The following is a 24237-nucleotide window of genomic DNA, read 5'->3' on the forward strand; positions in this document are numbered from 1 at the left end:
AAATTAGATGGTGGGACTGGGATATAGATATAATTAAAAATCGTATGGAAGATTTTTATAATATTGAAGAGTTTGTCAAGAAATACGGCTAATAATAATAGTTCAGATAATCGATTTCTTTGTTGGGAACAAAATTGAGAATAAATATTATGGATATATAGTTGGCTTTATCATCCTTGGATGAGATATTGAGTTTATTTGAGTAATCTAATGGGGATTAGTGGATATGTTTGATAGAAAGCTTTTTGAAAAGGAAAAAGAAATTCAAAGCATTTTGGAAGATGAAGTTTCTAAAAATATTTTCAAGTATAGATTGTATGCAAATCTTGCAAATGACGTTAGATACATACATAGAATGCTAGCAGATTTGGATTTATTTCCTTTTGATGAAGCTTATAAAATGTATGAAGAAGTAGAGAAAACGTATGCCATATATCCTAAAATGGATGTTTTGAGCTTTGTTCAAACAAGAAATAGACATTTGCCTATTGCTCTTTTTGGAGCTGGACAAAGTGCAGAGTTGTACTATTCATTGTTAGAAGCTGCAGGATATATGCCGGTTCTGGTTTTGGATAATGGGATAAATAATTATTCATTTCATGATATAGAGATAAAAAAACCTGAAAAATGTGATGGGTTAAAAAATTATACTATTATTATTACATCTCCTAGATATACACGTGAAATGTATTGGGAACTTCGGGCTAGAGGGGTTCCGAATGACCAGATTTTCATTCCGGATGTAAATGGATTATGGATATTTAATCCAAGAGATTATTTTGATGACTCAATTTGGACTGGAAGAGAGAATGAAATATTTGTGGATGCGGGTGCGTATAATCTACAAACGGCAATTGAATTTGCGAAATTTGCGAAATCATATGAGAAGATTTATGCATTTGAACCTGATATTGACAATTATTCCTTGTGCCAAAAAAAACAAATGCAAGTGAAATTGAATGATTTAGAGATAATTAATGCTGGTTTGTGGGATAAAGAAGAAGTATTGAGATTCAAACGAGGAGGTGATAATGGTACTGCCACAATGGTAACTGATTCAGGTGATATGGAGCTCAAGGTTGTGTCGCTGGATGAATACTTAAATGGTAAACCATGCACATTTATCAAAATGGATATAGAAGGATCTGAATTAAAAGCACTTATGGGTGCTAAAGATACCATAAAGAGGTACAAGCCTAGATTGGCAATATGTCTGTATCATAAGCCAATGGATTTAATTGATATCCCCCTTTATATAAAGGATATTGTACCTGAGTATAAATTGAAGATACGGCATTATTCAACTTGGTTTTTTGATACTGTTTTGTATGCATATATAGACTAAATTACGTTTGATTTTATTTTTGGGAAGCTAAGAACTGATTGCATTAGTTGAGGAAAAATGGGCATTGTAAATAGGGGATGCATTTATGGTCGAAATAACATACGATATTAATTTTTTTTTCAATAGAGATTCAGATACAGTCTATATTTATGGGGCTGGAAAGTGCGGATATTGGACTGGATACTATATGAATCTATGTGGTTATTCTTGGAATGGATATTTAGATAGTAATATTCTTCATGAAGAAGCTATGATGCAGGGGAAATCAGTACGGAGATTGAAGGATGTTCAGTTTAATACAGATGGAGAAACAAAAATTATAGTAGCAGTTAATGATTATCGTTCTGTAATTTGCGACTTAGTACAGCAAACTGAAGGGGCGAACTTATTAGTGTATATTCCACTAATTAGTGCACCATATTCTGATGAAAGAGCATTTTGCATAGATTTTTTTCTTTCATATTTCAGGAAACAGATATTTACTAAGAAGATGCCTCTAATCATCTGTAATAGTTGCATTGGAAGTATTTTTTATGCCTCAATGGGACAGATTTCTCTATCGCCTTTTTCAAATGTAGCAATTAAATCGTCTGATTTTGTAAAGATATGTGCAAATTTGGAGTATTATTTGTCACAACCACTTAAAAATATAGGGTGGAGAAGGGAATATGTTGCGATTGCTGATCTGGCAAAAGAGTATGGGAGGGAATATCTGTGTGGAGATTTGGGAGATGCTCTTCTTATTTTTTTTCATGACACAGATCCTGCTATGGTTGCAAAAAGGTGGGAGTTTTCTGTTAAGAAAATGCAATATGATGATTTGTTGTTTATCTTGAGTGACAGCGTAGATCATATAAGTGAAAAAACTTTAAGAGACTTTGAAGAATTACCTGGTCGGAAAATGGTTATGACTTGCCGAGAAGTTATTAATAGTAAGAAGTGCATGAGTAGACATTTGCCTCAATTATTATGTTATTTTTGGGATACACCATTTGATTGTTTGTTTGATATTGAAGATCTTTTTGGAAAAATGGATTGATATGTAAGAGGTGAGTATGATTAATACTGTTTTTACATGGTTGACAGATTCAGCCCTTAGATTTCCGGACAAAATAGCTGTCGTTGATGAGAATGGCAGCATTACTTATAATCAGTATTTTACTAAAGCATTATCAATAGCGAGACGCATAATTGAAATGTCTGGTGGAATTGCCAAGAAACCAATAGTTGTTTATATGGAAAAAAGTAAAGAAATTTTGGTTTCTTTTATGGGAATAGCATATAGCGGCTGCTTCTATTCGCCGATTGATGTTGATATGCCAAAGGTAAGGGTAGAAAAAATACTAGAAATACTGGATCCTCAATTTGTTATTACAACAGAAGAGTTGAAACCAATATTTGAAAAGTTTGGTTATTCTGGGCACTATATTTTATATAATGATGTTTATCCGGCTGGAGATGACCTAAGCATAGTAAAAAAAATAGCGGACAGTATTATTGATACAGATTTGTTATACGTATTATTTACATCTGGTTCAACCGGTCTTCCAAAAGGAGTATCAATATGTCACAGATCTGTTATTGATTATATTGATTGTGTATGTGAAATGCTCAATATTTCTAATCAGGATACATTTGGAAATCAAGCTCCTTTTTATTTTGATAATTCTATATTGGATATTTATTCATGCATGAAAACGGGTGCAACTTTGTATATTGTCCCACAAAAACTGTTTTTTCAACCAGTACCTTTATTAGAGTTTATTAGGGATAATTTGATAAACACTATTTTTTGGGTGCCATCTGCGTTGATAGTTGTTTCAAAGCTAAAGGCATTTAAGAATGTTGATTTGAATAATATATTAAAAAGGGTTCTATTCTGCGGTGAGGTCATGCCAAACAAGCAGCTTAATATATGGAGAAAGTACCTTCCGAATGCAATTTATGTCAATTTTTATGGGCCTACAGAAATAACAGACGCATGTACATATTATCTAGTAGACAGAGAATTCGGTGACGATGAACCATTACCAATAGGAATTCCAATGAAAAATACGGATGTAATGGTGCTAAACGATGAGGATAAACTTGTCAAGCAGGGGGAGATTGGCGAATTGTGTGTGAGAGGAACTTCGCTTGCTATGGGATATTATAATAATCCCAAGATGACAGAAATGGCATTTGTTCAAAATCCTTTGAATGATGCTCTTCCTGAAAAAATATATAGAACAGGTGATTTGGTTAAGTACAACGAATATGGGGAAATTCTCTTTTTGTCGAGAAAAGATTTTCAAATTAAGCACCTAGGGCATAGGATTGAACTTGGAGAAATAGAGACGGCAGCTTCATCTTTGAATGATGTAAATTCATGTTGTTGTTTGTATGATGAAGAAAATAAAAAAATAGTCCTTTTTATTGATGCCAATCTGGATGAAGATTTTATTAAGGAGCAACTTAAGGCAATAATACCTGAGTATATGCTGCCAGGAAAGCTTGTTTATTTGAATGATATACCGATTAATGCTAATGGGAAAATAGATAGAATAAAGTTAAAGGAGTTAATATAATTTGATTGGATATAGTCAGGTTATAGTTATAGGATATGGCATGGTGGCGGTTAAGGTGCTGTCCTATGTTGATACTGCTTCGAAAAATCATGGTTATTCTGTTATATATGTTGAACATGAAATGTATCTGTTTAATGGGGCAAAAAAGTATGCAGAAAGCAACAATATAGATTACTTTGTTATTGAAGACAAATTTGAATTGACACAGTTCTTTTCTCAAAGAGCTAAACATAATAAGCTGCTTATTGTAAGCGCGAATAATAATTATTTATTTCCTAAGGTTATTGTTGAGGATGACAATGTAACTATTATTAATTTTCATAATGCACTCTTACCTGATTTACCTGGAAGGAATGCAGCTAGTTGGGCAATATATAAAGGGTATAAAAAGACAGGAATAACGTGGCATTATGTTTCTGAAGGGGTTGATGAAGGAGATATTATCATTCAGAAGGAGTGTAGTATAGGAGATGACACAAGGGCTTATGAATTAGCGGCTGTACAGATGAAATTGGCGTCTGAGTCATTTGGGGAATGTTTAGATAAAATAATTGAAGACTCAGTTGTTGTTAAAAAACAGAATATAGAAAACAAAAGAAAAGTATACAAATCTACCGAAATTCCTGGTGATGGGATGTTTGACATAAATGATGATCCGAAGGATATTTATAAACTTCTAAGAGCAGTTGATTATGGGAAAAGTGATGTATTTCCAAAACCATTTTGTATCATAAATAATAAAAAGATTGAAATAAAGCGATATAAAAAGGTAAATGAAAATGATGAGCAAAAAGACGAAAATGAACTGTGGATACCGTATGGCGATGGTACATATTTAGTAATGAGATATGAAATAATACAAGATGGATTAGATTTTTAAGATTAAATAAATTGGGAGCATTATGGAAGAGAAAATATTAAGTGTTTTAGCCAAAGTGAATGAAAAAATAATAACTTATAATGGAGATAATTTATTTGATGCTGGCATTCTTGATTCGCTTTTAGTAATTGAGCTTGTATCAACATTGGAGAATGATTTAAATATTGATATTGATGCTCAGTATATTATAGAAGCAAATTTAAAAACGAAAGAAGCAATAGTTGCTATGATTAAGAGGATAGTAGGTTAAACGTTTACTGTTATATGAGATTTGATAAGTTTTGTTTTTCTCTAACTCTTGTAAGCATAAGTGCCTGATTTAAGGTGGAAGTATCACCTCCGGCAATAATGCATGGGTCAACCTGTTCTCCATTAATCTTTATTATTTGTTCAATGATATCTCCATTCTCGTAACTGATAATATCAGTAGCTCCGTATTCTTTTGCGAGTTCGATACAGTTCGGACGTGTTCCAATTGCGAATATTCTTTCAGTCCCAAGGAGTTTTGCACCTGCTATTGCCCATAAGCCAAATGGCTCTATGGTAGAATTGATATAGCGAAATATTTCATTTAGAGGTATATGCTATGAATGGAACAGAACATCTTGCCATAAGTATAATAATGCCCGCATATAATGCCGGTAAGTTTATAGATCGTGCGATAAAAAGCGTGCTTGATCAGTCCTTTGAAAACTGGGAACTGATCATAGTTGATGATGGCTCCACTGATAATACGGCTGAAATTTGCGATGAAATCGCAAAAAAGGATTCGAGGATTATCTGCATTCACCAGGATAATTCCGGACAGGGCATTGCCAGAAACAGAGGGGTTAAGGAGTCAAAAGGAGATTTTATCTGCTTTTTGGATTCTGATGACTGGTTTGACATAGAGGCTTTAAGTGATCTATATGACTGCGCTGAAAGGACCGGAGCCGATATTGTTTTCTTTGATCACTATGTAATTGAATTGGAAGATGGCTGTGAAGTGTCAAGAAGGTGGGATAGATTAAATGCTTTTTTGGACGGTCCTGTTAATTGCATAAATCATCCTGAACTGATCTGTTCTCTTCAGGGTGGTGTGTGGGATAAGATGTATAAGAGGGAGCTCCTTCATGACGTGGCTCAGCCTTCTCATCCATATGAGGATACGGCTATCCTCCCGATTATCCTCTCATCTGCAAATAAGATAGTTCAGCTCAGAAAACCGCTGTATTACTATCTGTGCAATCGCGCTGACAGCACAACCAATATTTCTAAAAATGTGGTCTATTTATTGGACAGCGCGAAATTTGTCTATGATTATTTCCAAAAAAATGATTTTGATTTATATAAGGATTCTCTGAGAAAATATACGGAATTTATGTACCTTGTAGCGAGGAATCATGTTGAAAGGTGTAATGGAGATGCACCTGATAAGGAGCAGTATGTTAAATTCCTGGAAAATTTCAGGGATAAGATTATCGAATGGTATCCGGATTCCGGAAAAATTTTGGATGCAAAAATAGTAGTGCTGGGAAGCTACAATGCAAGGTGCGTCGCCAACAGGGCAAGACGCAATCTTGTTCTGCCTATAGCATGGGAAAAAAGATATCTTGATACTGATTTTGAAAGTCTCCCAATCGGTGACTTTATTGTGGTGGATTGTCTTGAAGAGAGCTTTTTTGACGGTGCAGAGCTTGGGACAAAAAAGAAATCGTATATGGCTTTTATAGAGTATATAAAGAATAAATATGAGCCTTCGCAGATAATACTGCTTAAAAATTATCTCTGTGAAGGATTTGGATATTATGGGGAAGATTTAAAATACGAGGAGCTTGATAGCATAATAACAACTAACAAGGTGCTTGCCGGATTATATGATTACCTGGTGGAAGAATTGTCAGGTATAAGCGTTATAGAAGCATGCGAGAAAAGGCTGTCTTTTACTGCCGAGGATTACCCCCATGGTTGTCTGCCATGGCATCAGAATGAATATGTCTACGCCAAAATTGAAAATGAATTGGAAAAAACAATACTTAAACCATTAAAATAATGGTAATAAAATGTTTACAAACCATCATTTTAATGGTTTAATAATTATATGAAGAACATTGAATATATAACTCCGAATTTAATAAAAGCTGAGGATATCAAACAATTAAGGGCAAAACTCAAAATGACACAAAAAGAGTTTGCCCTTTTTTGTAATGTTTCCAAGCCGACTGTTGAACGATGGGAGATGTCAGATAAGGAGATAACAGGGCCTGTGACTCTTCTTTCTCAGATTGTTATGCTTCACCCGGAACTTGCAGAGGAGCTCGCTATCCCTGAGAAGGAGTATCCAATGAGGCTTTGGTATTATTACCTGAATACAGTCTGTACCATAATTGATGTTGATATTATGAATCAGAGAGTTAAGATAAAAAACTACACCAATAACCTTCTGTTTAGGGCGTTTGGCAGGAATGAGCATCCGACTTTTTTCGATTATGAGGAGTTTTTGAAATCCAGGTGTTTTCCTGAAGAACGGGATAAGATGAAGCTGATGCTTCGAGATTTGGATATTCCTTTTTACGACCCATTATTGATAATTGAGAAGACTGACGGACGCATGGCAGAGGATGATTTCTGGATAAGGATTGAAAGATGATAGAACTTTTTGATAGAGATAAAAAAGAAGTAAATAGAAAATCCTCTAAGGGTAATCAGCTCAAATGGGAAAAGGATGGAGTCTGGTATAAGGCTGATCATACTGGTTATGAGGGATTAGCTGAGTATGTTATATCTCATTTATTAGTAAAAAGTTCTCTGGATGAATCTGAATATGCAATCTATGAGTTGGAACAGATTAAATATAAAGCTCAGATTTATATGGGTGTTTCCAGTAAGAGTTTTCTTAAGGGTGGAGAGCAGTTGATCACTCTCGAAAGGTTATTCCAAAATGTATATGGCGTAGGACTTAATAAAATGATCTATGGAATTGCTGATCATGAGGAAAGGCTTAAGTTACTGGTTTCAAAAATGCATGAGATAACAGGGCTTAATGATTTTGGGACATACATGTCCAAGCTCTTGACGATAGATGCACTTTTTCTAAATGAAGACAGACATACACACAATATAGCTGTGATTTTGGACTCTGAAGGAAAATACAGATATTGCCCCATATTCGATCAGGGAGCAGGACTGCTGGCTGACACAAGCATGGATTATCCACTGGATGCTGATGTTTATGAATTGATTGATAGCGTTCGGGCTAAAACCTTTTGTCAGGATTTCGACGAGCAATTGGAAATTACTGAGAAACTTTATGGGAGAACGATAAAATTTGGGTTTGACAAGAAGGATGTTGAGGCTGTATTGCAGAGTATTTATGGATATGAAGATGCTGTAATTAATAGAGTTAGAGATATAATCTATGAGCAAATGAGAAAATACGGTTATTTGTTTAGATAAATTTAATAATTTGTGTGAATTGCTTATTGGGCACTGCTCAAATAAGCCATTATTTATGCTTTTTTAATGCTTTTCTTAGGAAAATGTTTAAGTAATATGCAGCTTTTACCGATATAATATATGTAAGAATCGGCTTCAGCTTGGAGGTGGCCGTATGAATAAGAGAAATGTTATTTTAAGAAAAATCAGCAGACTATTAGCCTGCTTTATTGTGTTTATACTTGTGTGCGGCAACGTAGCTATTGCCGCTGATTCTGTTGGTGAGGAAATACTTGTAGAAGAAACTTATATAGAACCAGCGGATATTGGTGAAGAGGCTTCCACAGATCAAACGGGTTCCGGTGAACTGATAACTGAGGACCAAGGCGGTTCGAGCGAAGAAACTGTTACAGACCAAATTCAGGTAGTAGAAGTTAAAGAAGAACAGGATAATTCAGATACTTACAATGATGAACAAAATAGTAGTCAAAATGAAACAAATGAAGAGCATGACTACTATGATATTGAACTGACTGATGAGCAGAAGGAAGAACTATACGAGCAGATTGACAGGGAAGAGATCGCCCAGTCTATTAATAAGGATGAGCTTGCTGCTCAGATAAATGAAGAAGAGCTAAAGCTTGAAATAAATGACGAGGAGTTAATAGCTTTGATAGATAATAACGAACTCCTTACTTTGATTACTGAGGAAGAGCTCAAGGAAGAGTATGAAAAGAGAAAGATAGAAGCAGCTATAGCGGCAGGTGTAGACCCTCAAACGCTTAATAAAGAGGAGGTTGATCCGCATCCTATCGATGTTACAGATATTAAAATTCCGGTTTATGGATCAACTTCACCATTCAACTATATTGTTGATCCGTTGGGACTTGTTTATGCAACTAAAGGTGCCCGATATGGTGGCGGTGATATTGAGAAAGATGCAGCTTTGCTATTTAGAAACAAAGAGGGAGAGTATCTTCTTTCGAGCAGAACTGACTCTCAGAAAATTGTAAATCAAAGTAATGTTCCTGTTAAAATAAAGATTTTGGCTAAAGTGAAAGATGGTCAGGATGTACACTTGAATGATAGTTCTGATTTTGATGGGAATGATGAGTGTAGCCTTTTCTTTGCACTTGTAGATGATGATGGAAATGAATATCCGCTTGATAAATCCGGTGAAGCAAAGATAGAGGTTGAACTTAAGGCGGCACCTGATGATGCTTATGTATTTACCTGGGATGAGAATGCTCAGAAATATAATCGCACCTTGACAGCTGTTGATGAAAGCAGTTTTGATTCATGCTCATTCAGGTTGATAGGTGCTTGCAATAAATATAGTGACTGGCGCAACGTCGGAGAACTTCCTCAGATCAGCGTTTCAATACAATCCGAACCCATCCTTACCGATTGGAATGCGGTAAATGCCAAGAAGGAAGCAGAAAAGAAGGCAAAATTCGAGAAGGAAGCCGCAGATCTTGAGCTTATAAGACAAGAGAAGCTTGAGGAACTCAGGCAAATTGTTTTAGAGAAGCTTAAGGAGAAGAAGCTTGAAGTTTTAAAGGAAGAGAAGCTTGAAGAGCTATTCGAAGCTGAAGTAGACAGGCTTGTAGCAGAAGAGTTTGAGAGGCTATTGGAAGAAAAGCTTGAGGAGCTGGCAGAAGAAGCAAAGGAAAGAAGTAGACAGGATAATGCGGATGCTGATAACAACGAAGAGACAAATCCTGAAGAAGTAAATCCTGAAGAAACGCCTACGGATGGAAGTGAAGGACAGCCGGGAGATGAGGCTTCGGAGCAACAGGAAAGCCAGTCCGGAGACCAGACTTCAGAACAGCAGGAAGGCCAGCCGGCTGATCAGAATAGTGTACAACCTGAGGAACAACAGGGAACACAGCCTACCGAGGAGCAGACGCCTCAACCTGAAGAACAACAGGTGCCTCAGCCTGAAGAGGAGCAGACATCTCAGTCCGAAAATCAGCAGGAAGCTTTGCCCGAAGAAGAACAGGTAACTCAGTCTGAAGAAGCTCAAAGTGCACAGTCAGAGGATATGCAGGAAGTAATACCTGAGGAAGACTATCAGGAAATCCAGCCGGAAGAGGAAATTCAGGATGACTGGCAGGAGGGGATTCCTGCAGAAGAACAGACAATAGATGAGCAGTATCAGTCAGAGGATTCATACGAAGAGGCTCCTACTACAGAGTATTATGAGGAGACAGAGGAGGAAACTCTTTTAGAAAGCTATGAAGTAGAAACTTCCGACGAAGAATTCGAGATCATAGAGGAACCTTACATCGAGCCGGAACCCGTTTATTCAGAGGAACCACGATATTTTGAAATGCCGGAAGATCAGGATGCGCTGGTTGAATAATAATAATTGAACATTGCCAATTTTTCTTTTACTACTCCCCCAAAAGATAGTATAATTTTCTTAATAATACTTACCTGGGGGAGTTTTTTATGGGGACAAATCACAGAATCCATTTCGGATTTCTTTTCCATGTGAATTTTTATCATGCCGGCCTTGGTGATACGAATGATGAAAAGGGCTTTGGGCGTGATCTTGCGCGGATTCGCGACATACTCGAGGTTTTAGGAAAAGCTAATAATGATGGGCAGCCGGTGCGTGCGGTTTGGGATTTTGAAAATGACTACACGCTTAGACGGATACTGCCTTCGCTTGGGCCGGATGTGATAGACGGTGTTAAGACGCGGCTTCGAGAGCGGGGAGATGAGCTTGTTTTTTCAGGAAAACATGCAGGGCTTTTTGCCGGCATGACGGGGAAAGAGCTTCATTTTGCCCTTCACTATAAATCAAATGAACTTGGAGAGACTTCAAGTATTCTTCGTACCGAGGGAGATATCTTTTCGCCTGCAATAATCGGTAGACTTAAAAAGTCAGGCGTCAGTGCGGTCCTTTTGGGAAACAGCAACGTTGGTCCCAATGCGCTTTCTACAATTACTAAAGATCTTAGAAAAAATACCTACGCAAAATTCAATCCTGCCACATATAGGCATGGTAACAATTCTATAACTGTACTTCCGTATTATACGCCGGCTGATTTTCTTGAGGAGGGTTCTCTTACGAAGTTTTTGAATAATCTTCATGATAAGCAGGTTTCAGGCGAGATAGATGGAGATGTATACGTACTCGTAGGTGCTGATGTCAGAAGTCCCTGGTGGGAGAATATGGAAGTGAGGAGTATTTTCAAAAAATCCTCCGGAACTGAAGGACTTCCCGGATTTGTTAAAGCACTTAGAAAGCTTGATTATATCGCTTACAACACACCCACAGGATACCTTTTGGACCATGGCCCTGTATCGGAGATCTCGTTTGCAGGCGATATGGCGGAGGGCACAAGCGGTGACCTGTCCGCATATAGTGAACTTCCGTACGACAGACTTATATGGACGAGAATCGAGAGAGCCAGAATCGGCAGCAGGGTTTACAGCGCAGAGAGAACCTCTGACTCGCTTTCCGACAGAGTAAGGCTTCTTTCGGCATCTGAGTTTGGACTGTTTTCACCTGCTCCCGCAAAGGACAGATTTACCGAGATGGACAGACTTTCTGCCGAGATCCAGAAGGTTGAGAGAAAAGCCATAAATGAAAAAGAGATGTCGATGCGCACCAGTGGCCGCCAGAGGCTGAATAACAGTGCTATCGGAAAACATCATTATTCAAGAAGAAAGGATGACGAGGAAAGAAATTCCTTCATCATAATGAATACCAAGGGACAGAGGACTGTCAGCTTCCAGCTTGCAATAGAAGCAGGTCAGTGTCCAAAAATCGACACACTTGTTTTGGAGTGTGATGACTGCCAGATACGCGCTTATACAGCGGTGGAGATGAGCAGGGAAAATGGTTACATCAATTCTGTATTTGTGGTTATGAGATTTGATGAAGCCCAGACGAATTATAAGATTTATTATCATTTTGATCGTTCCGATTTACCAAAGGAGCCCCATAAGCCCCTTATTGAGTTAAAGCCTGAGGATCATCCGGTTTTCCATGCTGAGGGTGCCATGAAAAGACTCCTTGAGGCTCAGGGCAAATTAAAACCGGCTCCGGCTTCTGATTCCATGGCAGAGAGGAATCATGCTGTTGAAGAGCGTATCGCTGCCATGAATAACGAACATGGGATTGTGAGAGCAAAAGCGATCACGCCTGAGAGTGAGAGAGACAGCTACGTTATAACAAGCCCTGATCATAAGCTGAGAATAGTTGTCAGTGGAATGGGAGCTACTAAGGGTAAGATCCGTGAGGTATTTTACGGTGATGAGAGAATAGGAGATAATCAGTTCCTTTCATCATTTGTGAAAAGCGGCGGTAATGTTTCGGAGTTTACATGCGAAGAAATTAAGGACGCAGAGCTTTCAGGACTAGGTGAAGGTGTGATGATCACAGGGGCGGTTCACGCAGCAGGTGAATCCACACCCGGAAGATATAAAATGCAGATCATTAAGTCTCCTGCGCTAAAAGGAATCGAGGGAGTGCTTGTCCAGATGGATGTCACTTATCCGAATCTTGAGGGAGTTGGCACAGCGTTCCTTGAGGAAATAGCACCTTTCCAGATTTCACCGCAGTATCGCGCCGGAGTATCCATCCTTAGGAAGAGCTTTAACGGTGTCGTAAGTGACTATCCGGTTTCATCCTTCCCTAAGGCTGTTCGTGCGAATGAAAATCTTGCATCCTTCAACAATCATATGACAGCCGGAATCGTAGGTTCGAAGGGAGCGCTTTCGGGACTTCTGATAGGTGTAACAAGAACCGTGCTTGGCGGATTCGCAATGTGCCCCGGCAGACTTATGACAGATGGTGAGGGACAGCACCTTAGCCTGAATCCTTTTGGAACCTATGGCATTCAGAATAAGCAATATCCTTCGAACAGCGAAGGCTTACTTCAGAAATATGCGGATGCAATGGTGAATGAAAGAAAAGTCAACACAGCTGCAGGCTATAGCGGAGTAAGTGAGAGATTCTGCTTTGTGCTTACGGGATTTAGCGGAGCAACTCCGAGTGAAGGCTTGCTTGCAGAGCTTTCATCATTCTGCGATGGAGCAATAATCTGCGGAGACGAGACCGGAGTTATCCATCCCTTCGAGGGAGATAATGTGAAGCTTCCTGAAAAATACAGAGAACTTCCGATTGGAACCTCCAGAAGAGAAGATAATATAAATGATAAAACAATCAAGGGAGAGCTCGTAAAATATCTTGCAAAAAAACGCAGGTAAAAGGATTATACTCATTATCGGAGAAAATTTCGTTAATGGTATAAAAATATTGACGAAGGCATTGATTGTCTGATATCTTAAACAAAGGCAAAGGCGCCATTCCATTGGGATAAGTGTCTTTGCCTATATTTATTTTTGACAGAGTAATACCTCTCCATTGGGTGAGGGTACAGTGGCAATATAAATGCCTTTCCATTGGGTGAGGGTACAGTGGCAATATAAATGCCTTTCCATTGGGTGAGGGTAAAATGGCAATATAAATGCCTTCCCATTGGGTGAGGGTAAAATGGCAATATAAATGCCTTCCCCTTGGGGGGAAGGTGGCACGAAGTGCCGGATGAGGGGTTTCCACAATACATAGCGGTAGCGCCGCCGCATATTAAGGCGCAGAAAGAGGACGAAATGGGTAATCTGACCAAAAAGGATATCTTTAGAATAGTTAAGGAAGAGGATGTTGCTTTCATAAGGCTTCAGTTCTGTGACATCTTCGGAACTCCCAAAAACATAGCAATAACAGCCGGGCAGCTTGAAAGCGCATTGAATAACGATTGCATGTTTGATGGCTCTGCAATTGAAGGATTCACCGGTCTTGCAGGCGATGATTTCGAGGATCTTGAGAGTGATATGTATCTCTATCCGGACCTTGACAGCTTCCAGATTTATCCCTGGAGACCTCAGAGCGGAAAAGTTGCGAGAATGTTCTGCGATGTTTACACCGCAGACAGAAAGCCTTTTAACGGAGATTCCAGATCAATTCTTAAGAGAGTACTTGCTGAGGCAAAGGAAATGGGACTTACCTTCAAGGCTGATCCTGAGCTTGAGTTTTTCTTATTTGATCTTGATGATGAGGGACAGCCCACAACACAGACCCATGAAAATGCAGGCTATTTTGACCTTGCACCCGCTGATCAGGGTGAGAATGTGCGCCGTGATATCATCATGAACCTGGAGGAGCTCGATTTTAATATCACTTCATCACATCATGAGATTTCACCTGCACAGCATGAGATTGATTTCACAGAGGATGATGCTCAGAGAATGGCTGATATGATCATGACCTTCAAGATGACGGTCAAGACTATAGCTAAGAGACATGGCCTTTATGCGACCTTCATGCCTAAGCCCAAGGAAGGCGTAAATGGTTCGGGTATGCATATAAATATTCTCTGCGAGGATGAGGAAGGCAATGATCTTTTTGCAGGAAAAGATGGCAAGCTTTCAGCTCTTGCAAATCAGTTCATCGCAGGCGTCCTTGACCATATCTGCGGAATGACCCTGGTTACGAATCCTATTGTTAACTCATATAAGAGACTGGTACCCGGCTACGATGCACCGGTTAACGTTTCATGGTCAGCATCCTCCACCAATAGAAGTGCGCTCATAAGAATCCCTTCAATGGCGGGAAGAAATGCAAGAATTGAGCTCAGAAACCCCGATGCAGCATGCAATCCTTACCTTGCTCTTGCGCTTATTCTGGCAGCAGGTATGGATGGAATTAAGAAGGAGATGACACCTCCCGCAGAGCTCAAGGTCAACCTTAAGAATAAGACCGATGAGGAACTCAGAAAGACAAAGCTTTCCACACTTCCTGAAACTCTTGGAGAAGCAATCGAAGCTTATAAAAAGGATATGTTTGTAAAGAAGGTACTTGGCGAAGCCGTATTTAACAGATATCTCGATGCAAAGCGCAGCGAGTGGAAGAACTTCCGCACCTGCGTGACACAGTGGGAGATTCGTGAGTATTTGAATAAGCAGTAACGGTATTAGCGTTTGAAAAGCAGTAACGGTATTAGCATTTGAAAAAGCAGTAACGGTATTAGCGTTTGAAAAGCAGTAACGTTATTAGCATTTGAATAAACAGTAATCGTATTAGCATTTGAATAAACTGTAATTGTATTAGCCTTTGAATTAAGAAGAATCAATATTTTTAGGGGATAGGCCGGTATTTTATAGCCTTCCCCCTCTGGGGGAAGGTGTCGGCGCAGCCGACGGATGAGGGTCTTAGGGAAGAGTTTGCAAAACATTATCGTTGCATTCGCAAAGCAGACGGATGCGCAGAATTTCAAAAGCATACTGATGCGTGGCGGTTTTGAGATCGCCTACGTATGCCAGACCGGTGCACAGGTTCTTACAGCGATGGAGAACCTGGGTAGCGGCGTGGTTATTTGCGGCTCAAGGCTGGGTGATATGATGTGCACCGAGCTTTCTGAGGATATGTCTGTGTATTTCAAAATGCTATTGGTTGCGAGCCCCGCTAAGGCAGACGAACTGGGACTTCAAAGTTATGAAAATATCGTCTATCTGCCCACACCTCTTAAAAAGGATGACCTTTTTTCAACTCTCAGTATGATGATAGAGGGCGTGCAGGTCAGACGTAAAAAAATCAAGGATAATCGCAGGTTCAGAAGCAGTGAGGAACAGAAAATAATCGATGAGGCCAAGGCAATCCTCATGGAGCGTCACAATATGACTGAACCTGAGGCTCATAAATATCTTCAAAAGTGCTCCATGGATTCAGGCACGTCTTTGCTCGAGACGGCTGAAATGGTTGGAGCTTTTAAGTAATCACCTAGCGAGGTCCTTTCGAGCTTGGTGTACTACTTAGTTCCGTCGAGCGAAGCGAGAGCGGAACTTCCTCGTGAAAAATGGGTGAAAAATGGAAATAATCGGACCATAACTTCTTTTTAATCTATGCCTCCCCTATGGTATAATAAATTTACCCGAAACTTTCTATCTGGTAGAAGGTGTCAGCGCAGCTGACTGATGAGGGAAATACATAGGCGGAGGGTCACGTATGAACAATAGAGTTTTTCATGTAGATCACCAAATTTCCAGTAAAAATGTTGATGAATCGGTCACAGAGTGGACTAGAGTTGTCAAATATAGTGAGGCAAATGGATATGACAGGCTTTATGGAGGCGAGCTCGTTAGCTGGATAGAGCAGGTTGCAGGAACAGTTGCACTGCGTCATGCCGGAACGCCCGTTACAACTGCAGCAATCGATAACATGCAGTTTAAGCAGACTATCAATCTCAATGACATTGTTGTTCTTATAGGTAGGATCACACATGTTGGACGCACATCCATGGAGGTGCGTGTGGATACCTATGTGGAGGATCTTCGCACCGGAATGAGACATGTTGTGAACAGAGCTTATCTCACAGAAGTATGTGTTGATGAAGAAGGAAGGCCCACAACTGTTCCATATGGTCTGAATGTCAGAACAGAGGTCGAGAGAGCAGAGTGGCAGGGCGCAGAGAAGAGAAGAGAGCTTCGTGCGCAGAGGAGAAAAGAGGGCTTTTAAAAATCTCCGTAATGTATTAGAATTTAGTTTTGGATTCAGAGGGGAATTAATGAATCGAGGGAAATCATTTAATGGACAACTATGAAGTAAAATATCATCAGCAGAAGAGAATCACATGCCAGCTCATGCACGCTCTGGCAAGGGTGGCTGATGAAAATGGAAGGTACACGAGGGAACACTCCGAGAGAGTAGCACTTTACTCAATGGAGATAGCAAGGCGCATGGGGAAGAGCCGCCAGGAACAGTATGAGATATATCAGATGGGGCTTCTTCATGATATTGGTAAGATAGGAATACCGGATTCCATTACTGCCAAGGCTGAGTGTCTTCAGGAAGATGAGTATGATCTTATGAAAAAGCACCCGATGATAGGTGCTAAGATACTGCAGGATATCACAGAGATTCCGGGACTTGCAGTAGGTGCCAGATGGCATCATGAGAAGTTTGACGGAAGCGGATATCCGGACGGACTTGTAGGCAGAGCAATCCCTGAGGAGGCTCGAATTATCGGACTTGCAGATGCATATGACGCAATGAGCTCCGAGAGAAATTACTCGGGAGTCATGAATCAGAAGAAGGTAAGAGAAGAAATAGAGCGTGGCAAGGAGAGTCAGTTTGATCCTGAGATTGCAGACGTAATGCTTCAGATGATCGATGATGACAAAAACTATGTCATGAACTCAGAAGTACCTACATATATTATTGAAGAGTACTTTACCAGAATGAAGAATTAATAGAATCTTTATAAAAGAGCAAATATGCGGAAAGATTGCTCTTATAATAAGGTAGAATAATTGAAAAAAGAGGTTCATCGTGTTAAACTTTAGACGATGCGCCTCTTATTTTTGTGTTTTTATTTAGAAATCTTGAATTCATGAAAATAAGAAGCACATAAATCTTAGCATTCTATTTTTATTTAATAACCAGGAGGAACACAAATGAGTAAGAGTTTCGACGATATTCTTGCAAAATTAAAGACAGCAAGCACTAAGAAGCTGGCAGTTGCATGCGCACAGGACGAGCCTGTTCTTGAGGCAGTTAAGCTTGCTAAGGAGCGCGGCATCGCTGATGCTATCCTTGTTGGTGATAAGGATGAGATCGAGAGAATCGCAGCAGATATGAAGATGGATCTTTCACAGTTCGAGATCATTGATGTGAAGGACACAGTAGAGGCAGCAACAACAGCTGTTCAGCTTGTTCACGATGGCAAGGCTGATATTTATATGAAGGGTCAGCTTGATTCCAAGACCTTCCTTAAGTCAGTTCTGAACAAAGAGGTTGGACTCCGCACAGGTCGTCCTCTTTCTCATGTATGTGTATTTGAGATTCCCGGCATTGATCGTCTTCTTTTCCTTACAGACGTTGCATTCATGCCCTATCCCACTCTTGAAGATAAAAAGGTTATCATTGAGTATACAGTTAACGTAGCAAGAGCTTGCGGCGTTGAGTGTCCTAAGGTTGCTCCTCTTGCAGCAGTTGAGGTTGTTAACGACAAGATGCCTGTAACTGTAGAGGCAGCTGAGCTCACACGTCTCAACGAGGCTGGCGAGATCAAGAACTGCATCGTTGACGGACCTCTTTCAATGGATCTTGCTATTGATCCTTCAGCAGCTGAGCACAAGGCAGGAGCTAAGGATCGTAAGATCGTAGGTGACGCTGATATCCTTCTTTTCCCTGATATTCACGCAGGTAACCTTACATACAAGACAATCGTTCGTCTTGCAACAGTTAAAAACGGAAATATCTTAACAGGAACCAAGGCTCCCGTTATTCTTACATCACGTTCCGATTCAGTTGAGGTTAAGCTCAACTCTATCGCACTTGCAGCAGTTGTAGCAGAAGAAAAGAACTTATAATTAGAACCCTCATCTGGCACTTCGTGCCACCTTCCTCCAGAGGGGGAAGGCATGATGTTAACATGCTTCTAAAAGGAAATTAGCCTTTTGCCTTCTCCCTCTGGGAGAAGGTGGCAGCAAAGCTGCCGGATGAGGGTTATAAAAAGGAGACAATCATGATCAAAAGTTTAATCATCAATCCCGGTTCCACATCAACAAAGCTTGGTATCTTCGAGGATGAGAAGCTTACAATGGAGGAAACTCTCCGCCATCCCACAGAGGAGATCGCTAAGTACGACCACATCATTGATCAGCTTGATTGGAGAAAAGAGCTCATTCTTAACTTCTTAAAGAGTGCTGACCAGGATGTTAAGTCTTTCAACGTAATCGTAGGCCGCGGCGGTCTTGTAAAGCCTATCCCGGGCGGTACATATACAGTTAACGACGCACTCCTTAAGGATCTTAAGGCAGGTGTTCAGGGTGAGCACGCTAGTAACCTCGGCGGACTTCTTGCAAAAGAGATCGCTGATGAGATCGGCGTTCCTTCCTATATTGTAGATCCCGTTGTTGTAGATGAGCTCTGTGATGAGGCTAGAGTTTCAGGTCTTCCGCAGCTTCCCAGAGTTTCAATTTTCCACGCTCTCAATCAGAAGGCTGTTGCCAGAAGATTTGCTAAGGAGAATGGCAAGAAGTACGAGGATATCAATCTTGTAGTAGTTCACCTTGGTGGCGGTGTTTCCGTAGGTGCTCACAAGAACGGTCAGATCATTGACGTATTCAATGCACTTGATGGTGATGGCGCAATGTCACCTGAGCGTGCAGGCGGACTTCCTACAGGTGGTCTTATAAAGCTTTGCTTCTCAGGAAAATATTCTGAGGCAGAGGTTCGCAAGATGGCAGTTGGTAACGGCGGCTTTAACGCATGGCTTGGAACCAACGACATGAGAGAAGTTGTTAAGATGAGAGACGAAGGCAACGAAAAGGCAAAGCTCGTTATCGATGCATTCCTCTTCCAGCTTGCTAAGAACATTGGTGCAGAAGCAGCTGTTCTTGATGGTAAGGTTGATCAGATCATCATCACAGGCGGTATCGCATACAATGCACCTCTCATGGAGAGACTTACAGATAAAGTTAAGTTTATCGCTCCTGTAACTGTATATCCCGGTGAGGATGAGCTTCTTGCACTTGCACAGGGCGCGCTCCGCGTTATGAACGGCGAAGAAGAAGCAAAGATTTACGAGTAAATCATTTAGACTAAAAGACAATTTAGGCCTTATCCTTGGGGCAAGGCAAAATAATAAAGCCTTCCCCCTTTTATAAGGGGAAGGTGTCACCGTAGGTGACGGATGAGGGTTCCAATAATACTGCTCTTCCAGGCGCTGCCTCGGAAGAGCTTTTTTAAGGGGAATTTTTATGAAGGTTTTCTTGGTGGAGGACGAATTTGTAGTCCGCGAAGGCATAAAAAATAATATAGACTGGGAGTCACATGGCTACGAATTCTGCGGTGAGGCAGGTGACGGTGAAGTTGCTTATCCTATGATTCAGAAGCTTCAGCCGGATATCGTTATCACTGATATAAAAATGCCATTTATGGACGGACTTACCCTTAGCCGAATGATAAAGGAGAACTTTCCCTGGATTGAGATAATTCTCCTCACAGGTTATGAGGATTTTCAGTTTGCCCAGGAAGCCATAAGAATTGGGGTTTCATGTTATTTAAGTAAACCCATAAGCGGTGACAATCTTTTAAAAGAGGTTGATTCTCTTGCTGAAAAGATTGAAGAAAAACGTCGCGAGCGCGAAGTTAAGAAGCGCTACGAAGAGGAAATGAAGGAACGCACGGAGTATGAGAGACAGGAACTCTTTGCGGATCTTATTGCAGGTACAAAGGAATTATCAGAACTTATAGATAAATCGAAAAAGCTTGGAATAGACCTTACGGCCATCAGATATAATGTGATCCTTTTGAAGGTGTGGTCAACTCGTCATGATGCATATGAGTATTCGCAGAGTGTGGTTGAAATCGAGAAAGGCGTAAGGGAGATAGCAGAAGAATGCGGTGCGCTGTTTTTTGACCTTGGTGTGGAAGGAGCTTCGCTTCTTTTTAAGGGTGATGATGACAGCGTTATAAATAAAAATATTGAAGAGAGCATAGTAAAAATGAAGGCTCTTTTCGAAAATTATCACCATATCAGGTACTTTGGCGGTGTCGGTCAGTGCGTGGGAAGAATAACGGAAATCCCGGTTTCTTTTTCATGGGCCAGCAGAGCTTTTGCGCACATGTACCTGACAGATGACAATGGATTTTTGATTGGCCTTGAGGATAATCTTCATCCTCAGCAGGACGATGTGGTACTATCTGAGATCGATCCTAAACATATAGATAGAAAGCTAATCAGAGAGTTCCTCAGAAGAGGAGATACCTCGGAAGCTGAGTTTTTCATAGAAGAGTTTATTAACGGAATGGGTAAGGGTGCTATCCGTTCAACACTTCTCCGTCAGTATATAGCGATGGATGTTTATTTCTGTGTCGCTGATTTTATGGAGAATGAGCTTCAGAGCGAAGAAAAGCCCGAGATGCCGGTTCCCGAGGTTCTGGGAGATGAGGAAAAGACGCAGCAGTACATGGTCAGAATCGTAAAGCATGGTGCTGAGCTTAGGGAAAATGACCACCGCAGCAGCTATCGCGATGCGGTTAATGAAGTTATTTCCTATATAGAGGAGCATTATACGGAGGAGGATCTTTCGCTTAATACTCTGGCGGCTCATGTGAATTTCTCACCTAACCATTTGAGTGCTGTTTTCAGGCAGCAGACAGGACAGCCATTTATCAAGTATCTGACTGATTATCGTATGAATGCAGCAAAAGAGCTGCTTAGCAGCACATCCAAGAAGAGCAATGAGATTGGCTTAATGGTGGGATACAAGGACCCTCACTATTTTTCATATTTATTTAAAAAGACACAGGGTGTAACACCTACTCAGTACAGGGGCGGAGTTCGCACGGAGGAAGGCTGATGGAGTTCAAAGAAAGCAGGAAATCCAAAAAGGATAAATCCAAGCTTGCCACTCAAATAAGAATTTCATATGTTATATTGCTGCTTCCGAGCATAATTTTCATAGTATATGCTTTTTATAATCTGTGGAATGTCAATGAGCGTTACAATGATATGCTTAGTTCTGTTGTTGCAGCAAGTGAGTTCAGCCTTGATTTCAAGGAGGACTTTGATTACGAAACCTACCTTCTGATAGTTGGTAATGTGACACTTCAGGAATCCAAAATTCCCGGATATCTTTCCGATGCGAATGCAGTTGTTGACAGACTTGAGGATTATACTGATAACAAGGAGAACAGGGCACGTCTTGAGAGTGCAAAAAAATACCTGAACAATCTGAAGGTTTATATTGATCGAATTGAAGACAATATGAACTATGAGAACAGATACGAGGCGAACATCACTATCTGGGAAAATGACGTTCAGATAGTGACATCGCTACTGCAGGAGACAATAAATGAGTATGTTTATTATGAAAACAGGCAGCTTCAGACTGCTCAGCAGGAGACGAGAGCGTTCTATCTCGATATCATAAAAATCTCAACCGGTTTATTTGCATTTATTGTAATTTTCATTATGGTACTGTCTTTTTGGGGACCATTGTGGATTACAAGGCCTATCGAGGAGCAGGTAAAAAACGAGCAGAAGCAGCTGCGAAAGGCTGAGTTCGAGCTTTTGCAGGCACAGATAAATCCGCACTTTTTATACAATACGCTTGATGCCATCGTGTGGTCCGCTGAAGCCGGCAATCAAAAGCAGGTCGTAAGCATGGTCGGAAGTTTGTCCGACTTTTTCAGAAGCTCACTTAACAAAGGAAAAGAGATGGTCACCATCAGGGAGGACCTTCAGCATGTGAGAAGTTATCTGGAGATTCAGCAGATAAGGTATCAGGATATCCTGTCTTATGAGATAGATGTTCCGGAATCTATTTTTGATTATCAGATTCCCAAGATAACAGTGCAGCCTGTTGTTGAAAATGCTCTTTATCACGGAATAAAGAACAGACGCGGAGGCGGTAAGATCATAGTGACAGGCGGGGACCTCGAAGACCATATCCAGATAACCGTGAAGGACGACGGAATGGGAATTCCTGAGGACAGGCTTTCGGAGATAAGGGAAAATTTAAAACGCGATAAGCCTGAGGACAACACTATTTACGGACTCTACAATATCAATGAGAGAATCAAGCTCTCATTCGGCGATGAATATGGGGTTGGCATAGATTCCACTGTGGGAGTTGGAACGGTAGTAAATATACGTCTGCCGAAAATCTTAACTTAAATCATAAAAATCTTAACTTAAATAAAAATTACATAAAAAAATCAACTCAGGTGCATGTTTTTTTCAATGGTTTTTTTCTGCGGAAAAATTAAAATGTAATCATGTCGGGGACAGAGTGAGCCCCAAAGAGAAACTTTTTATTTTTTTTAGGAGGAAAAAAATTATGAAGAGGAAAGTATTGTCAATGATTATGGCATCTGCAATGGCACTTAGCCTTGTAGCATGTGGTGGCGGCGCTAAGACAGAAACAGCACCTGCAGCAGAGCCCGCAGCAGAGGAGAAGGCTGAGGAGCCCGCAGCTGAAGAGCCTGCAGCTGAAGATACAGCAGCAGAGGATACAGCAGCAGAGGATACAGCAGCTTCAGGCGACCTTATCAAGGTTGGTATCATCAATAACGACCCTAACGAGTCTGGTTATCGTACAGCTAACGATGCAGACCTTAAGGCTAAGTTCTCCAAGGAGAATGGCTATGATGCATCATTCGCATACAGCTTAAAGAACGACGAGCAGATCGCAGCAGCTCAGACATTCATTCAGGACGAAGTTGATTATCTTCTTCTTTCAGCAGCTGATACAGCAGGCTGGGATTCAGTTCTTCAGGATGCTCAGGCAGCAGGCGTAAAGGTAATCCTTTTCGACCGTACAATCGATGCAGATCCTAGTCTCTATGAGGCTTCAATCGTATCTGATATGGCTAAGGAAGGCGAGACAGCAGTAGAATGGCTTGCAAGCCAGGGACTTGATGAGTACAACATCATCCACATTCAGGGTGTTATGGGTTCAGCAGCTCAGCAGGGACGTTCAGGCGCACTTAGCGACAAGGCAGCAGCAGAAGACAACTGGAACATCGTTACACAGCAGACAGCTGAGTGGAACGCAGAGAAGGCACAGCAGATCGTTCAGTCAGTTATCGACGCCGGCACACCTTTCAACGTAATCTATGCAGAGAACGACGATATGGCTAAGGGTGCTGTAGCAGCACTTGATGCAGCTGGTATCTCTCACGGCGTAGGCAAGGACGTAATCATCATGGGTTATGACTGCAACAAGTGGGCACTTGAAGAGCTCCTTGCTCAGAACTGGAACTATGATGGACAGTGCAATCCTTTCCAGGCTAGCTACATCGACGAGATCATCAAGACTCTTGAGAGCGGCGGCACACTTTCTGAGAAGACAATCATCATGGATGAGAAGGGCTTCGACGCTACAACAATTACTCAGGATGACGTTGATAACTACGGAATTTAATCAACAAGAATAAAAAATATAAAATCTAATAAAAGCCTTCCCCCTCTGGTGGAGGGTGTCAGCGGAGCTGACGGATGAGG

The 24237-nt window shown here is 40.7% G+C and carries 20 protein-coding genes; 19 read left to right on the plus strand and 1 reads right to left on the minus strand.

Annotation, left to right across the window (positions count from 1 at the left end; translation table 11 throughout):
• The first annotated feature begins 226 nt into the window (after positions 1-226).
• From G586_RS24495 to G586_RS21415, 5 genes are all read left to right on the plus strand, one after another.
• Positions 227-1345 carry an FkbM family methyltransferase gene (locus G586_RS24495; protein ID WP_051204398.1) on the plus strand — a complete coding sequence of 373 codons (1119 nt, stop codon included), beginning with the start codon at positions 227-229 and terminating at the stop codon, positions 1343-1345.
• A gap of 85 nt (positions 1346-1430) precedes the next feature.
• A complete protein-coding gene (locus G586_RS0101760) occupies positions 1431-2384 on the plus strand; it encodes a DUF1919 domain-containing protein (RefSeq protein WP_026526306.1) in 954 nt (317 codons plus the stop codon).
• 16 nt (positions 2385-2400) lie between these two features.
• Positions 2401-3912, plus strand: a complete 1512-nt coding sequence (locus tag G586_RS0101765; RefSeq protein ID WP_026526307.1) for an amino acid adenylation domain-containing protein — start codon at positions 2401-2403, stop codon at positions 3910-3912.
• A gap of 1 nt (position 3913) precedes the next feature.
• Positions 3914-4792 carry a formyltransferase family protein gene (locus tag G586_RS24500; protein ID WP_051204400.1) on the plus strand — a complete coding sequence of 293 codons (879 nt, stop codon included), beginning with the start codon at positions 3914-3916 and terminating at the stop codon, positions 4790-4792.
• A gap of 22 nt (positions 4793-4814) precedes the next feature.
• Complete coding sequence (locus G586_RS21415) at positions 4815-5042, plus strand: phosphopantetheine-binding protein (protein ID WP_035772172.1); 228 nt, start codon at positions 4815-4817, stop codon at positions 5040-5042.
• Positions 5043-5052: 10 nt separating this feature from the next.
• On the opposite strand, the gene G586_RS27460 is transcribed toward G586_RS21415, so the two are convergent.
• Positions 5053-5373, minus strand: coding sequence for a zinc-binding dehydrogenase (locus G586_RS27460; protein ID WP_081674133.1), 321 nt, complete (start codon positions 5371-5373; stop codon positions 5053-5055).
• A gap of 5 nt (positions 5374-5378) precedes the next feature.
• Here G586_RS27460 and G586_RS0101780 point away from each other — a divergent pair, with 5 nt between their 5' ends.
• The 14 genes from G586_RS0101780 (at position 5379) to G586_RS0101845 (ending at position 24157) form a co-directional block, all read left to right on the plus strand.
• The gene (locus G586_RS0101780; protein WP_026526308.1) at positions 5379-6824 is read left to right on the plus strand and encodes a glycosyltransferase family 2 protein; all 1446 of its coding nucleotides are present in this window, start codon (positions 5379-5381) and stop codon (positions 6822-6824) included.
• 48 nt (positions 6825-6872) lie between these two features.
• Positions 6873-7421 (plus strand): helix-turn-helix domain-containing protein, encoded by a 549-nt coding sequence (locus G586_RS0101785; RefSeq protein WP_026526309.1) that lies wholly within the window; start codon positions 6873-6875, stop codon positions 7419-7421.
• Positions 7418-8227, plus strand: coding sequence for a hypothetical protein (locus G586_RS0101790; protein ID WP_026526310.1), 810 nt, complete (start codon positions 7418-7420; stop codon positions 8225-8227). Before G586_RS0101785 ends, G586_RS0101790 begins: the two co-directional genes overlap by 4 nt.
• Before the next feature lie 154 nt (positions 8228-8381).
• Entirely contained in the window at positions 8382-10571 is a 2190-nt protein-coding gene (locus tag G586_RS0101795; RefSeq protein ID WP_026526311.1) for a hypothetical protein, read from the plus strand.
• Positions 10572-10660: 89 nt separating this feature from the next.
• Positions 10661-13432, plus strand: coding sequence for a hypothetical protein (locus G586_RS0101800; protein WP_026526312.1), 2772 nt, complete (start codon positions 10661-10663; stop codon positions 13430-13432).
• A gap of 402 nt (positions 13433-13834) precedes the next feature.
• A complete protein-coding gene (glnA, locus tag G586_RS0101805) occupies positions 13835-15190 on the plus strand; it encodes a type I glutamate--ammonia ligase (protein ID WP_026526313.1) in 1356 nt (451 codons plus the stop codon).
• Positions 15191-15445: 255 nt separating this feature from the next.
• Positions 15446-15997, plus strand: a complete 552-nt coding sequence (locus tag G586_RS0101810) for an ANTAR domain-containing response regulator (RefSeq protein ID WP_026526314.1) — start codon at positions 15446-15448, stop codon at positions 15995-15997.
• 229 nt (positions 15998-16226) lie between these two features.
• Positions 16227-16736 (plus strand): acyl-CoA thioesterase, encoded by a 510-nt coding sequence (locus tag G586_RS0101815; RefSeq protein WP_035772174.1) that lies wholly within the window; start codon positions 16227-16229, stop codon positions 16734-16736.
• A gap of 71 nt (positions 16737-16807) precedes the next feature.
• A complete protein-coding gene (locus tag G586_RS21420; RefSeq protein WP_051204402.1) occupies positions 16808-17470 on the plus strand; it encodes an HD-GYP domain-containing protein in 663 nt (220 codons plus the stop codon).
• Positions 17471-17674: 204 nt separating this feature from the next.
• On the plus strand, positions 17675-18592 hold the full coding sequence (ptb, locus tag G586_RS0101825) for a phosphate butyryltransferase (RefSeq protein WP_026526316.1): 918 nt from the start codon (positions 17675-17677) through the stop codon (positions 18590-18592).
• 155 nt (positions 18593-18747) lie between these two features.
• Complete coding sequence (gene buk / locus G586_RS0101830) at positions 18748-19815, plus strand: butyrate kinase (RefSeq protein WP_035772237.1); 1068 nt, start codon at positions 18748-18750, stop codon at positions 19813-19815.
• Positions 19816-19984: 169 nt separating this feature from the next.
• On the plus strand, positions 19985-21589 hold the full coding sequence (locus tag G586_RS0101835) for a response regulator (RefSeq protein ID WP_035772177.1): 1605 nt from the start codon (positions 19985-19987) through the stop codon (positions 21587-21589).
• Positions 21589-22908, plus strand: coding sequence for a sensor histidine kinase (locus tag G586_RS0101840; protein WP_026526319.1), 1320 nt, complete (start codon positions 21589-21591; stop codon positions 22906-22908). Before G586_RS0101835 ends, G586_RS0101840 begins: the two co-directional genes overlap by 1 nt.
• A gap of 163 nt (positions 22909-23071) precedes the next feature.
• Positions 23072-24157, plus strand: a complete 1086-nt coding sequence (locus G586_RS0101845; protein WP_026526320.1) for an ABC transporter substrate-binding protein — start codon at positions 23072-23074, stop codon at positions 24155-24157.
• The last annotated feature ends 80 nt before the right edge of the window (positions 24158-24237 follow it).

Source organism: Butyrivibrio sp. VCD2006 (assembly GCF_000423925.1).
In the GTDB taxonomy this organism is placed as follows: Bacteria; Bacillota; Clostridia; order Lachnospirales; family Lachnospiraceae; genus Butyrivibrio.